The sequence below is a fragment of the uncultured Veillonella sp. genome (genome assembly GCF_963543145.1).
GTDB lineage: Bacteria > Bacillota > Negativicutes > Veillonellales > Veillonellaceae > Veillonella.
Window position 1 is genome coordinate 88,367 of the sequence record NZ_CAUTZP010000007.1, and the last position, 14,302, is coordinate 102,668.

Below are 14,302 nucleotides of genomic sequence, written 5' to 3' on the forward strand. Positions count from 1 at the left end.
TGCAAGAGAGGTTGTTTTCTTTAAAGTTAATTGAGAAAACAACCTCTTTTTTAAAAATTGGGGTATTAGTATGAATAGTTCTGGATATAATAATCACAACAAGTTGCTTTTTAGCAAGATTATAGTGCTCATAACAGATTATGTTGCTATTGTTTTGGGGACATTAGCGGCCTATTATCTGCGAGTAAATTTATCAATTTTACCGGTCAGCTCCCACTTCAAAGTTGATGAAATTTATGTATATGGCATTATACCTTTTGTATTTTTGTCTATATTACTTCTTAATAATACATATTCTGTAGTATCTCCTTATTGGGATACAATGAAAAATCTTTTCCGTAGTATTACTATTGGCGTAGTTGTATCTATTGTGCTCATGTACACAGGACATGTCATTAATGATGTATCCCGTCTATTTGTAGTCTTTGCTTATATATTTATACTGCTCTTTATCTTTAGTGGTCGTTTTATTGTAGGCAAGATTCTTTCTCAGGCAGGATACTTAACTATACCAGTCCTCTTAGTTGGTGCCGGTAAAACAGCAGAGCTTGTAAAGAAATCGTTAGATCGTATGCCAGTTGCTACCTATAAGATTATTGGTTATGTAGATGATAATCCTAAATCCTCTTCCATTGCTAAAGAGTATCCATGTCTTGGTACTTTTTCCGATGTTGAAGATGTTATCAAGGATACAGGTGTACAAACAGTGCTTATTTGTGCACCAGGATTAGAACCTAAAAAGCTAGTTTCTTTAATCAATCAATTGCAATTACTAGTAAAACGAGTAGCCTTTGTACCTGAATTATTTGGTTTGCCTACAAGTAATATTACGGCTCGTGGCATGATGGAGGAGCAAGCTGTTGTATTGCATGTACAAAATAACTTGGCTCGCAAGTCTAACCGCATTATGAAGCGCATTTTTGATATTGTAGCTACCGTATGTGGGGGCATCTTGATTTTGCCTATTCTAGCCATTGTAGCTCTATTGATTTATCTAGATTCTCCAGGGCCAATTGTATTTGGTCATAAGCGCGTTGGCCAAGGTGGGAAAGAGTTCCCATGCTACAAATTCCGTTCCATGGTGCCGAATGCACAAGAGGCATTGGAGGTATATTTAAAAGAAAACCCTGCAGCTCGTGAGGAATGGGAACGAGATTTCAAATTAAAAGATGATCCTCGTGTTACTCGTATTGGTAAATTCCTTCGTAAAACGAGTCTCGATGAATTACCACAATTGTGGAATGTTCTCGTTGGGGATATGAGCCTTGTAGGTCCACGTCCTATCGTGCGTGATGAAATCGTCAAATATGGTGACTACATCAACGACTTTTACCTTGTACCACCAGGAATTACCGGTGTATGGCAAGTAAGTGGCCGTAGCGATACTACCTATGAAGAACGCGTTTTGATGGACTCTTGGTATGTTCATAACTGGTCCGTGTGGATTGATATTGTATATCTATTGAAAACTGTGTTGGCTGTCGTTAAATCGAAAGGGGCCTATTAATGAAATACGATTATTTAGTAGTTGGGGCAGGCCCATTTGGTGCTGTATTTGCTCATGAAGCGCACAAGCGTGGTAAATCTGTACTTGTTATCGATCGCCGTAATCATATAGCAGGTAATCTGTACTGTGAAAGCAAAGACGACATCAATATTCATGTCTATGGTGCGCATATTTTCCATACATCCTTAAAGCATGTGTGGGAGTATGTGAATCAATTTGCTGAGTTCAATCACTATGTAAATAGCCCTGTAGCGAACTATAAAGGTGAAATGTATAATTTACCTTTCAATATGAATACCTTCTCCAAAATGTGGAATATTCGAACTCCTAAAGAGGCACAGGATATTATTACAAAGCAACGATCTGCTATTACAAGTGAACCTAAGAACCTAGAAGAACAAGCTATTAGCCTGGTAGGTACAGACATTTACGAAAAGCTCATCAAAGGCTATACGGAAAAACAATGGGGCCGTAAATGTACAGAATTGCCAGCTTTCATTATTAAACGTTTACCTGTGCGTTATACATACGATAACAATTACTTTAATGACCGTTTCCAAGGCATTCCTATGGGCGGTTATACGAAGATGATTGAACGCATGTTAGAGGGCATTGAAGTCCGTTTAGGTGTTGATTTCCTTAAACATCGCAACGAATATGAAGCCTTGGCAGATAAAATCATCTATACAGGTCCTATTGATGAGTATTTTGATTACTCTGAAGGTGTACTGGAATATCGAGGTCTTCACTTTGAAACAGAACGTCTTGAAGAGGAAAACCATCAAGGTGTTGCCGTTGTGAACTATACGGAAGACGACATTCCGTATACTCGCATCATTGAGCATAAACACTTTGAATTTGGTACACAACCTGTTACCTATGTAACTAAGGAATATCCAAAGGACTGGAAAATTGGCGAAGAGGCCTATTATCCAGTGAATGATATAAAGAATTTAGATCTTTACGCAAAATATGTTAAAAAAGCAGAAACGATTTCCAATGTTATCTTTGGTGGTCGTTTAGGGGAATATAAATATTACGATATGGATAAGGTTATTGCTAGCGCCTTATCATTAGTAGAAAAGGAATTAGCATAAGCTCTGATTCTGTGGTAGGTATAAGTTTAACAATCATCACTCATGTAGGAGAGTACTAGTGAATATTAAGATTTTAGTAGCCACCCATAAGAAATATTGGATGCCAGAGGACTCCGTGTACATGCCAATCCATGTAGGTCGAGAAGGCAAGGAAGATATTGGTTATACAGGGGATCATACGGGAGATAATATTTCTTCAAAAAATGCAAATTACTGTGAATTGACAGGCCTGTATTGGGCTTGGAAAAATCTTGATGCAGACTATATCGGTCTCGTTCATTACAGACGCTACTTTACGCGCAAAGAGGTGCGTTCCATAGAGGACAAAAAGAATCAAATTCTTACAGGTCAAGAATGGGAAACAATACTTTCAAAATATCCTGTTGTGGTAGCAGATAAGCGTAAATATTATATTGAATCTAATCGTTCTCATTATAATAATGCTCATCATAGCGACGGCCTTGATGCGGCAGAGCAAATCATCGCTGAAAAATATCCAGAATATAGCGCTGCTTTCACAAAGGTTTGCAATCGCACATGGGCGCATATGTTCAACATGTTTGTCATGCGTCGCGACCTATTTGATCAATACTGCGAGTGGATGTTCTCTATCTTGGAAGAAATTGAACATCGCGTCGATATCTCTGATTACGATACATACGAAGCGCGTATTTATGGCTTTGTAAGCGAAATCTTGCTCGATGTATGGCTCGAAACAAATCAGATTAACTATAAGGAGCAAAATGTGTCCTTTATGGAGCCTCAAAATTGGTTGAAAAAGGGCAGTTCTTTTGTGTTGCGTAAATTTGGTTTACAAAGTAAAGGCTAGGTACCATTGTGAATCCCGTCTTATCGATTATCGTTGCTGCGTATAATGCTGAAACTACAATTAAACAAGTTATAGACAGTGTTTATTCACAAAATGTGGACCCATCCCTATATGAGTTGATCATTGTCAACGACGGCTCTCAGGACAAAACGGGGGAACTGCTTGATACAATGACTAGTGCCTATCCTGATATGTGTCTTGTGATTCACCATATTCCGAATGGTGGCGTATGTAATGCCCGCAATTATGGCCTATCTATTGCGCGCGGTGCATACGTAACCTTTATGGACTCCGATGATTATTATGGTGAAAGCATCCTTTCAGCCTTTTTCGAGAAATATAACCAGCATCCACATATAGATTTTTGGAAATATGGTGCCGTTGAGCATTATATTGAGCATGGTGAAAGTCTTAGAGACAAGGTAAATGATGTATCAGACTTTATGTCTAGTGATGCTACCGCTATTTTGCGGATGGCCCTTGAGATGGAATATATTCCACTCTTTGGCTATGTGTGGAACGGGTTCTATAAACGGTCCATTATCGAAGACCATCATATTCAATTTTCATCACAATACATTATGGAGGACTTTATGTTCTCCTTCGAATACTTAACTCACGCACAGTCCATGGGGACGATTCCTCATGTGTACTATCACTATATGCTCGACCTAGACAAGACGAGTCTATCTAAGAAATGGGAGCCTAAGTACTACGAAATGTACCGCTTGAAGGTAGAAACTATCCATCAGTACATGGTTAAGGCAGGTATTGATGATACGCATTGCTACCAGTTATTGAGCGTATTATACGTTAAATATATGTATTCCGCCTTGGAGCGGATGGGGGCTGTTTCATCCCTATATGGCAAATACAAATGGCTACAAGCATTGTGGACCGATAGTGTCTATCAAGCCATGGAGCCTCACATGAAGGGGGGCGCCTCTCTGATTGGCATATTATCGGGCCTCTTAAAGTATAAATGCAACCTAGGCATTATAGCTTGTACGGAGTGCATTTCCTTTGTACGCCATCGTCTTAAAGGTTTATTTGCGAAGATCAAATCTAATTAGAAAGAAGCACAATTATGACAAACCGAGAACCTCGTGTATTACGTGTATTACAAGTGGGAATGACACGTAATTTAGGTGGCATAGAAACATATTTGATAGAACAATTTAGACATCTTGATAAGACTAAAATCGATTATGATTTTGTGAACATCACAGGGGAATATTCTATTTGTTATGAAGATGAAATCTTAGCCTCTGGTAGCAAGATTTTTAAGGTTGTGTCTAGGCACAAAAACCCACTTCTCCATTATTGGCAGTGGTTCAATATATTGTTACAACATAAAGGTGTCTATGATGTAATCGTATTGAATACAAATAGCTTAGAATACGTATTTCCTATCGTTTTAGGCAAGGTATTTGGTATACCGGTTCGAGTTATTCATAGTCATAATTCAGGCTTTGAAAACAAGCAAGGCTTGGCTCGTCGCCTCCTTGTAGGGATGAACAAGAAATTACTAGCCTGGAGTGCTAATTTGCGCTTTGCATGTAGTCAGTTTGCTGGGCAATGGATGTTTAAAGATTATCCATACCATGTTATTTACAACGCCATTGATATTCACAAATATGATGCGGACTTAGCCGTTCGCAATGAAATGCGCCAAGCTTTAAACTTAGATACAGCGCTAACATTGCTACATGTAGGGCGTTTTTCGTACCAAAAAAATCACTCCTTCTTGTTGGATATTTTCAAAGAAGTACACAGTATTCAGCCTGATTCTGTGCTATTACTCGTAGGGGATACGAGTGAAGAGAGTGAATTTTTAAGGGATGTAAAAAGGAAAATCAAGGCTTATGGTTTAGAAAATTCCGTACGCCTCTTGGGTAGACGAGATGATGTAAACCGCATCATGCAGGCCGCCGATGTATTGGTGATGCCTTCCTTTTTTGAAGGACTTACCGTGGTAGGCATCGAAGCACAAGCCTGTGATTTGCCACTGCTTTTATCCGATACAGTAACTAAGGAATTAGGATTGTTACCATCTACCCGATTTATTTCCTTAGACGCCGGTGCTAAGGCGTGGGCAGTGGTGATTGTGAATAGTAAACAACATAATAGACGCAGTCGTTATGAAGAATTAAAAGCAGCAGGCTATGATATTGTGTTTGAAACAGAACGTGTAGAGAAGTTATTGATAGACGCCTATCATGACCTAGCATAATAGTTGGGGGAGAAGGAATGGATTTAGCATTACAACAAGCCATTGATGCACATCCGGTCATTACATTTGATGTATATGATACGTTATTGCATCGAATTATTTCTAAAGATAGAGATTTATGGAAATTAGTAGATCAAGAGTGGGAAAAAAGATTTGGAATCAAATCTTTTAACTTTTATGCAGAACGTAGCAAAGCAGATAAGATTGCACGAAAGGCATATGATTATTCTGAAGTTAATATTGATGAAATTTATGAACATTTATCTAAACTTATAGGTGAAGATAATGCAAAGCGTTGTAAAATTTTAGAATTAGAGTTTGAACATACTTTGGTTATACCGAATAAACCAGTTGTTGATGCATTTTATTATGCACTTAGCAGAGGTAAAGATGTTTATATAATTTCAGATATGTATTTGCGATACAGCGATATTGAATCTGCATTACATCATATAGGTGTTAATGGTTATAAGAAATTATTTGTTTCTTGTGAATATCGAGCTACTAAACATGAATCTGGAGAACTTTATAAAATTGTTTCTAAAGATATTAATGTAGATGTTACCAATATCTTACATGTTGGTAATGATAAGAACGCGGATATTAACAAAGCAAGAGCTATTGGGGCAGACACGTATTGGGTCAGAGAGCAATTAAATACTCATTATATAGATGAAAAAAAATCAGGTATATCTTTAGACTTCTCTATATTAAATGGGTTTATTAGTAAATACAGTAAAGAAGAGGATAATCTTGCTTATAAATTGGGTTTTGAAGTTTTTGGTCCTATTGTTAGTGGTTTTTTGTCTTGGATAGGACAATATAAAATAAAAGAAAAACTAGATAAAGTTATTTTTTTGGCCCGAGATGGCTATATATTAGAGAATATTTGTAAAGAAAATCATATACTAGGTGATACAGAATATTTTTATTTATCTAGACGATCTATGATTGTTCCTATGATTCAATATCAGGAGACTTTGGAAGATATCTTAAATTTGTATAAATCTTGGCCAACAAAAAGTTCTGCTACTATAGTATTTGATAAATTAGGTTTGGATAATGACCTTAATTTATTGCATCAATTTGGCATTAATGAGTCAGAAGAATTTACAAAGCAGGATTTAATTCAAGATAGTCGAATAGTAAACTTATTTGAATCTGTAAAATCTACTGTATATGAAAACTCTATTAATGAATCTAATTTGCTAAAACAATATATAGAGTCTTTAGGATCTAATATTCGTATTGGTGTTGTCGATTTAGGCTCTGGGACTATTTATAATGGTCTTGTAGAATTTACTAAATTTCATAATATAGATATTGAATGGATTCCATTATACTTTCAAAATACACAATGTCCTAATTATTCTTATATGGATATTGATAATAATCTTAATTTAAAGAGTGCATTACGTTTTGGATATCTATTTTTAGAAATTTTCTTTACGGCTCCGCATGGAACAACTTTGGGTTATATTAATAATTTAAATAAGGTACAGCCAGTATTATCAAAATATGAGTATGATACTTGTTCTGATAAATATAAAAGTAGATTGTCAGATTTACATAGTGGGGCAAAGGATTTTTACAATGTATTTCCTCATCAACTAGTAGATGAGACGTCTAGTTCAGTTATTTTTTCTAATATAGAGACCTTTTTACTACATCCGAGTAATTTGGATATAGAATACTGGGGAGAATTTCCATTTTTTGAAAACTATTATATTTATAATTCAATGATTAAAAGTAGAAATATAGTAGAATATATAAAACATCCCAAATTATTAGTATCTGATATGCGGAGTAGTTTATGGCTATCAGGTTTTCTAAGAAAATTAATAGGAAATAATTTAGGAATTGAGATTATATCAAAATTTTATCTACTTAAAGCTAAGTATATGCAATAGGTATATTCAATGAAAATAAAATTTAAACTAATGGAAAATATTGCATCTTTACTTACTGTAAAAGGGCTCCAATATATTCTGAGCTTTATTACCTTCCCGTACTTGGTGCGGGTACTACATGTTGATGGCTTTGGTCAGCTCGCATTTGCTACAGGCGTGGTGCAGTATTTATTACTGTTTTCTAACTTTGGCTTTGACCTCAGTGGACCTAAAAGTATCGCGCGCCATGATCGTGGGCCAAAGAGGGGCTTTTATTTTAGCTCTATCATGGGGGCTAAGCTCTTTATCCTCGCCGTTATAACTGCTGTATTTGGGATATTGATGTTCATCCTATCTAACTGGTTCAACTATAATGCACTCCTCTATGGGGCAGTGTATTTAAATGTTATTGGTACGGCTCTGTTTCCCATATGGTTCTTCCAAGGGATACAGAAGATGCGTTACATCACCTTTGTTAGTATCTTAGGTCGTATCGTATCGGTAGCGGGGATTTTTATTTTTGTAAATACCTTAGATGATATCGTGTGGGCTGCATTCTTTCAGTCTATTACAAATGTAATTGCAGCGGTATTCTCGTGGATCATCATTTACAAGGAATATCCAGATATTCTAATGAGGATTAAATGGTGCCATATTAAATGGGCTATCAAGGATAGCGTTCCTTACTTTGGCTCTATGGTGGCTATTAATCTCTATACTAGCTCTACCATCGTATTCCTCGGTTTAGTAACGTCCGACTACGTGGTGGGCATCTATACGGCGGCAAACCGCATTATCGATGCTTTCAGAGGCGGCCTAAGTCCTGTAGTAGACGCCTTATATCCATTTGTTAATAAAATCGCCAAGGAATCCAAGGAACGTGCTCAATCAGTGTTGCGTAAAGCGACCATCATTCTTTGTTCGGGTACATCCTTGCTCTGTATTGGTATCTTTGTAACTGCTAAATGGTTGGTGTACTACATTCTTGGACCAAGCTACGAGGAGTCTGTATCGGTGCTACAAATATTAGCATTCTTGCCGTTAGTGGTTATTACTAGCAATATTTATGGCCTATTCGGCATGATATCCTTTGGTCATCAAAAGGAATTTGTTACGATTTTAGTTCACTCTGCTATTTTAGATTTATGTATCGTCTTCCCTTTACTCTATTACATGGGGGCCGATGGCGCAGCATTGACCATGCTTTTAACAGAAATCTATGTACTATATAGATGTATCGAGTTCGTAAATGCTAGCGATTTTAGATTTTTATAAGTAAATAAAGAAGTGAAAGCATATGAATACATATATTTTAAAGGACCTTAAACAAAAATGGTGGCAAATTGCCCTCGTCGGCATTATATGTGCCCTCATCATCATTGTGTCCCGCACCATTTTGATAAAACCGACTATGGTTCATGGACCTATTAATGCATCTGTTATTTTTACAGTAGATAATAAAACCCCAGATGCTATTGTGAAGGATGATCTTCATTTAAAAGGAATGCTTCAATCCCAAGGTTTTATCATGGGCTTTATGAAGCAAAGCTCTAATGATCTTGATTGGTCTAAACTCAACTCCAATTGGGGTACTATGGATGCGGTCAATCAGTTTAAATGGTATCAACAACATATCTTTGTAAATACAGAAGATCCTAAAATTTATGAGCTGTATATCATGTTTAATCCAAACGATGTACAAGATCCGGATTATACGAAGGCTCATTTGGATATTTTAATTAATCAGTACATTAGCTATGCCAATAGCAAGGTACAAGCTATCAATCCAAACTATTCCGTACGCCTTGTAGATAAACAAATCATAGGAGGGAATGCGCAATTCCAAAACGAAGGCTTCCTTCCTGTGAAGTACGGCATTGTAGGCTTTGTATTAGGTGGTATGGTTATGACTTTATTGATTTCTGTAACAGCTGTAAGGAAGTATCGTCATGGTAGATAGCCAATTTTGGTTTATATCGCTGTCTCTATCATCAGTTTTGCTCTTGCTAGTGACACTATATGCACTAGATTTCGATTTATTGTCGCCTGTGATTGCCACCCAATCGTCTTTAACGATTGCCAGTATTCTGTGTACCATCATGGTGAAACAGTGGCAACTACCCATGCACGGCAGCACCGTAATACTCTTGATTACCGCCCAAATAGTGATGACCTTAGGCTCTCTCTATGTGGCCCATTGTTTGAACGATAGGTCTTTGGTGAAAGCCACTATATCTTCACAGTCTATGAGTGACGTATATATTCCTATATATCGTCAGTGTATCCTGTGGGTTTTACTAGGCATCATTTTAGGGTTAGCAGGTCATGAGATGTACACCTTGGCTGAGAAGGCGGGTAATAAGAACGGCATACTTGGTATAGCTAGTTCTATTCGACCTTATATTATGGCTGAAAGTTCTACCATAAAGCCATCGCGGTGGATGGCGTATTATCAAATCTTAGTGCAACAAATAACATATTTATCAATATTCGTCTTTATTCAGCGCACCGTCTTTAAAGCGTGGTGCTGGACTAACCTATGTTATTTAATACCTTTACTATTTTTCTTCCCCTTTGTGTATTTAACAACAGGGCGCATCTTGGTTATTACTCTTGTTATATTCATTTTTACCGTTGTTGGACATGCTATGTATCGCAAGTATGAAGGTTTGGCGTATGCGAAGAAATTGCTCACAACGGCAGGAGTATCCTTTGTTTCCTTCTTCCTATTATTCGTCGTACTAGGCGCTTTATTTGGGAAGGGTATTAGTGCTAATAAATCGGCTTTTGAGATTTTGGCACACTATGCAGGTATATCCTTATCGGCGTTCGACGTAATTTTACAGTATCAATTGGCGGACTCTACCTTGATTGGTCAAACCATCTTCGTTGGTCCCTATGGTAATTTGAATACTCTTGGTTTTAATCTTCCTAAGCCAAGTATTTTCTTATTCTTTACCTATTTCTACAATATTGATACTAATGTATATACGTCGTTGATGCGGTATTATCACGATTTCTCTCTCTTAGGTATGTATCTATTTGCGTTACTCATCATTTTAATCTATACGATTTTGTATTATCTGTGCAGACAGCGCAATAGCATTCCTATGATATTGGCATATGCCACATTTGTGTATCCTCTATACTTGTTCTACGTAGATGATCGAATCTTTATAGACTTCTTTGGGACACAAATCATTTATGTCCTAGTATTGCAGTTTATTTTGATTAAAGTGCTCTACAAATTCAAAACTTAATTGGGGAATAATAAAAGACTAATGTTTCAAATCAGTGGATTTGAGCATTAGTCTTTTTTCATGTCCATAATGTAGCAGACCTTATAAAGCAAGATATCGGTATGGGATACGATATACGGAGGATATACAGAAGAATATCTATAGGGGGTACACATATAGATGAGGTGTAGAGGATATACAGAAATTGTTTATTGATTATTATAAGAAATAGGTAAGCACTATAAAATAATTACATTTAATTAAAATGAGGGAATTGGTGAAAATTTTAAAAATAAACTATAGATATTTTAATATTATAAGCTATACTATCTATATTGAATTTATTGAATATCAAATATTAATGTTTGGGGTTAGTTTAATTCAGATTTGATAAATATTGAGGGAGAGAATATGAGTACTACATTTATGTTGATGAATAATCCAATGGATTTAATTATGAATCTAGTGGTAGATACTACAGTTGATACAGATCAAATGGTATTAGAAGGTGCTATTGAAAAGTATAAAGTTGATTTTGACGCAGTATCTAAACAAGCTATTTTTACTTTTAGAATGTATGGCGGTTCTAGGTTCTATAAACTACGGATTGTTGCAGATGCTAGAAAGAATTTAGAAGAACTTACTTCTACAGAGCACTTTTTCCAAGTTGTAAATATATTAGGCCTTACGATTAATATGGCTAAGTCTAAAAAGAAATCATTAGCCATTAAGGTGGATATGGAAAACTCTTATGTATATCTTGAAGACTTGAGTTCTAATGATGGAACTATACATAAATTTCATGGTTGGTTGGAACATTAAAATTTAATATTTATATTATTTTACTCATCATATAGATCTATGAATTTTGTTCTATATGGTGAGTTTTATTTTATATGCGTTATATTCTCATATATATTTTATATTTTATGGTGTATATGCTGATAAATAGGTGAAGTGCCTTATCATATAGTCATTAAAGTTGCTAGATGTTTATCATAGAGTTTGGAGAGATGTTTGATGTTTATAGAATGAGAGGTCGTGCGTATGAGAGAAAGCAATATTGAATTGCTGCGCATTGTTTCGATGGTGCTGATTATTATGCATCATTTCAGTGTGCACGGAACATTTCCCTTTACGCCAGAGTTAACATTTAACAAAGTATTCCTTCAAGTCTTTGGCCTTGGTGGTAAGGCTGGTGTAGTGGCTTAATTTGCCGCATACTACATTTGACTTTAAGCATATCTTTTCCTTTATCGTATTTTATTCGATGGGGGCGTACATCAAACTATATGGGACCTCTATTAAACTGTGCGGTTCTTCATTGTAGCACTCATTTTCATAGTTGGTATGGTGGTAGACTATATGCGGTTAGCTTTCATAGAAAAACCTATTATGAAACGCATTACGTTGTACATTGACAGCTGTCAATCGTGGATGGAGAAGAAGGTGCCATTTTAATGCGATTTTCACCGTTTTTTGGTATAATAAGCAAGTATTCCAACGATAAAACGGAGGTAATTCTAATGCGTAAATTCTTATATATGTTAGCGGCTCTTCTCGTGTTAATCGGCATTAATACACATGATGTAGAAGCTCGTACGGATGTATATGCCACAACCTATAACGGCAATAGCTGGTATGTAGACCAAGACTCTGTAAAGAGAGTAGGGGATGTACTTAATTTCACAGTATATACGACATCTGGTCTTAGCTATAAGGTCACATCTAGCGATAATAATTATTACAATGCAGATGTATTCTACTATAACAACAAACTCGTTTCAGACAATGGTCAATCCGTCTGGAAATCCCCAGGTATGATGGCGGCCATGCGCGTGGCGCGTAAATAAAAAAGATAATAGGTTTAGTACGTTTAGTACGTAAATAATAGAAATAAAGGCAGCGAGATAATCGCTGCCTTTTGGTTGTTGTCTTTAGACTGGTTCGCGATGTAGTCGCGAATCATAAAACCACCCGCTATGCGGGTGCGGCAACGAAAGTTATACAAAAAAATCACCTTGCTTAAGTATAATGTAGGTGTTCAAGCCGCATTATATGCAAAAGAAAGGTGATTTTATATGGCAACAAAGACACAGAGCCTTGCGCACACAAAATGGTTATGCAAATACCACATAGTATTTACACCTAAGTATAGACGTAAAGTTATATATAATCAATACAGAAATAGTTTGCGTGAAATACTGAGACGTTTATGTGAATATAAGGGCGTCAAGATTATAGAGGGGGAGCTTATGGCAGATCATGTACATATGCTAGTATTAATCCCACCTAAAATATCAGTTTCATCTTTTATGGGATATCTAAAGGGTAAAAGTGCGCTAATGATGTTCGATAAACACGCAAACTTAAAGTATAAATTTGGAAATAGACACTTTTGGTCTGAGGGATATTATGTAAGTACGGTGGGTTTAAATGAAGCAACCGTAAAAAAATATATACGTGAGCAAGAGTTACATGACCAAATGAAAGATAAACTTAGTGTAAAAGAATATGAGGACCCTTTTAAGGGTAGCAAGTAATACATATCCCCTTTAAGGGGAGCGTTACGAGTCAATGGCTATGCGGCTTGAACGTAGTGAAAGCCAGCGCCTTTAGACGCTGGCCTAGTACTACGGGCTTATAGCCCGTGAGCAAACCACCCGTTTTACGGGTGGTCCTGATTTATAATACAACATATCAGTATTGTTTATCTGTATTTGACGATATATAACATAAATCCTATAATATAAGAAGATAGCCAAGCGAGTAGAACCGTCGGGCTCATCTCAAGAAATAAATACGTGATGAAATGGCCTTTCAGTTATCCAGTTACTGGTAACGAAGGGCTATTTGTCTTTTCCAAGACAAATAAGCGCCACAAGTGTTCCAAAGGCAATGATAGGCTTATAGGACAAAAAGTGTGTGTAAAAACCCTTATAACACTAGATATTTACTAGTGTTATAAGGGTTTAATCTTTTTCTGGAGAAGTTTGAGGGTGGACAAAAAGTGTGGGTGAAAACATCAATTAACCCTTGTAATTACTGACTAAAATGAGGTTATATCTTCCTATATATAAACAAATATGGAGGAAGAGTTTATGCGACAAATAAAATGTCCTGATTGTAATGAAAAATGTATTAAACATGGTGTTTTAAAATCTGGTTCTCAGCGTTGGTTTTGCAAACATTGTAAGGTGGCATTTACCGTTAAAATTAATAATTTAAGTAAAGAGTTAAACCTATTCTTGAATTGGTTATTCAGTACCGATATTCAAGCTGATATGCCTGGTAAAGGTCGTATATTTAGGCGTAAAACCGCTAAATTTTTGTCCATATGGCCATTGCCACCAATAGTGGAAGAAGTACATGATGTGGTATATCTACCGTTATGAGCATGCTAGAGCTTGGCAGTGCTTAATGGAACGGATTGTTGAACCTAAAGTCGTTGTGTCTGATGGTGCTAATGGTTTACCTAAAGCATTACGAAAAGTTTGGCCTCATAGTA

Annotated in this window: 13 protein-coding genes and 1 pseudogene; all 14 read left to right on the top strand. The window is 36.3% G+C overall.

What is annotated here, in order from left to right; all coding sequences use genetic code 11:
• Positions 1-70 precede the first annotated feature (70 nt).
• Entirely contained in the window at positions 71-1,507 is a 1,437-nt protein-coding gene (gene wbaP, locus RWZ05_RS04765; RefSeq protein WP_314642647.1) for an undecaprenyl-phosphate galactose phosphotransferase WbaP, read from the top strand.
• Positions 1,507-2,604 carry a UDP-galactopyranose mutase gene (gene glf, locus RWZ05_RS04770; RefSeq protein ID WP_314642648.1) on the top strand — a complete coding sequence of 366 codons (1,098 nt, stop codon included), beginning with the start codon at positions 1,507-1,509 and terminating at the stop codon, positions 2,602-2,604. Before wbaP ends, glf begins: the two co-directional genes overlap by 1 nt.
• Positions 2,605-2,662: 58 nt before the next feature.
• Entirely contained in the window at positions 2,663-3,433 is a 771-nt protein-coding gene (locus RWZ05_RS04775) for a DUF4422 domain-containing protein (protein ID WP_314642649.1), read from the top strand.
• Positions 3,434-3,441: 8 nt separating this feature from the next.
• Positions 3,442-4,506 (top strand): glycosyltransferase, encoded by a 1,065-nt coding sequence (locus RWZ05_RS04780; protein WP_314642651.1) that lies wholly within the window; start codon positions 3,442-3,444, stop codon positions 4,504-4,506.
• 14 nt (positions 4,507-4,520) lie between these two features.
• Positions 4,521-5,666: a glycosyltransferase gene (locus tag RWZ05_RS04785; protein ID WP_314642652.1), complete on the top strand. Its 1,146-nt coding sequence runs from the start codon at positions 4,521-4,523 to the stop codon at positions 5,664-5,666.
• Between the two features lie 17 nt (positions 5,667-5,683).
• Complete coding sequence (locus RWZ05_RS04790) at positions 5,684-7,576, top strand: hypothetical protein (RefSeq protein ID WP_314642653.1); 1,893 nt, start codon at positions 5,684-5,686, stop codon at positions 7,574-7,576.
• Positions 7,577-7,585: 9 nt separating this feature from the next.
• Complete coding sequence (locus tag RWZ05_RS04795; RefSeq protein WP_314642654.1) at positions 7,586-8,830, top strand: flippase; 1,245 nt, start codon at positions 7,586-7,588, stop codon at positions 8,828-8,830.
• A 22-nt stretch (positions 8,831-8,852) separates the two neighbouring features.
• Complete coding sequence (locus RWZ05_RS04800) at positions 8,853-9,515, top strand: hypothetical protein (RefSeq protein ID WP_314642655.1); 663 nt, start codon at positions 8,853-8,855, stop codon at positions 9,513-9,515.
• Positions 9,505-10,815 (top strand): O-antigen polymerase, encoded by a 1,311-nt coding sequence (locus RWZ05_RS04805; protein WP_314642656.1) that lies wholly within the window; start codon positions 9,505-9,507, stop codon positions 10,813-10,815. The genes RWZ05_RS04800 and RWZ05_RS04805 overlap by 11 nt, the downstream gene beginning before the upstream one ends.
• Positions 10,816-11,205: 390 nt before the next feature.
• Positions 11,206-11,616 carry a hypothetical protein gene (locus RWZ05_RS04810; RefSeq protein ID WP_314642657.1) on the top strand — a complete coding sequence of 137 codons (411 nt, stop codon included), beginning with the start codon at positions 11,206-11,208 and terminating at the stop codon, positions 11,614-11,616.
• 225 nt (positions 11,617-11,841) lie between these two features.
• Positions 11,842-12,006, top strand: coding sequence for a hypothetical protein (locus tag RWZ05_RS04815; protein ID WP_314642658.1), 165 nt, complete (start codon positions 11,842-11,844; stop codon positions 12,004-12,006).
• Between the two features lie 314 nt (positions 12,007-12,320).
• Complete coding sequence (locus RWZ05_RS04820; protein ID WP_303938717.1) at positions 12,321-12,647, top strand: Tat pathway signal protein; 327 nt, start codon at positions 12,321-12,323, stop codon at positions 12,645-12,647.
• Positions 12,648-12,875: 228 nt separating this feature from the next.
• A complete protein-coding gene (gene tnpA, locus RWZ05_RS04825) occupies positions 12,876-13,337 on the top strand; it encodes an IS200/IS605 family transposase (protein WP_005380067.1) in 462 nt (153 codons plus the stop codon).
• Between the two features lie 558 nt (positions 13,338-13,895).
• A pseudogene (locus tag RWZ05_RS04830) lies at positions 13,896-14,302 on the top strand (IS256 family transposase); the annotation flags it as partial.

What these genes read in the sequence shown, in the direction of transcription:
- tnpA (WP_005380067.1), top strand. Translation starts at nt 12,876, where the DNA reads ATGGCAACAAAGACACAGAGCCTTGCGCACACAAAATGGTTATGCAAA.
- RWZ05_RS04795 (WP_314642654.1), top strand. Translation starts at nt 7,586, where the DNA reads ATGAAAATAAAATTTAAACTAATGGAAAATATTGCATCTTTACTTACT.
- RWZ05_RS04805 (WP_314642656.1), top strand. Translation starts at nt 9,505, where the DNA reads ATGGTAGATAGCCAATTTTGGTTTATATCGCTGTCTCTATCATCAGTT.
- RWZ05_RS04820 (WP_303938717.1), top strand. Translation starts at nt 12,321, where the DNA reads ATGCGTAAATTCTTATATATGTTAGCGGCTCTTCTCGTGTTAATCGGC.
- RWZ05_RS04800 (WP_314642655.1), top strand. Translation starts at nt 8,853, where the DNA reads ATGAATACATATATTTTAAAGGACCTTAAACAAAAATGGTGGCAAATT.
- RWZ05_RS04785 (WP_314642652.1), top strand. Translation starts at nt 4,521, where the DNA reads ATGACAAACCGAGAACCTCGTGTATTACGTGTATTACAAGTGGGAATG.
- wbaP (WP_314642647.1), top strand. Translation starts at nt 71, where the DNA reads ATGAATAGTTCTGGATATAATAATCACAACAAGTTGCTTTTTAGCAAG.
- RWZ05_RS04815 (WP_314642658.1), top strand. Translation starts at nt 11,842, where the DNA reads ATGAGAGAAAGCAATATTGAATTGCTGCGCATTGTTTCGATGGTGCTG.
- glf (WP_314642648.1), top strand. Translation starts at nt 1,507, where the DNA reads ATGAAATACGATTATTTAGTAGTTGGGGCAGGCCCATTTGGTGCTGTA.
- RWZ05_RS04810 (WP_314642657.1), top strand. Translation starts at nt 11,206, where the DNA reads ATGAGTACTACATTTATGTTGATGAATAATCCAATGGATTTAATTATG.
- RWZ05_RS04790 (WP_314642653.1), top strand. Translation starts at nt 5,684, where the DNA reads ATGGATTTAGCATTACAACAAGCCATTGATGCACATCCGGTCATTACA.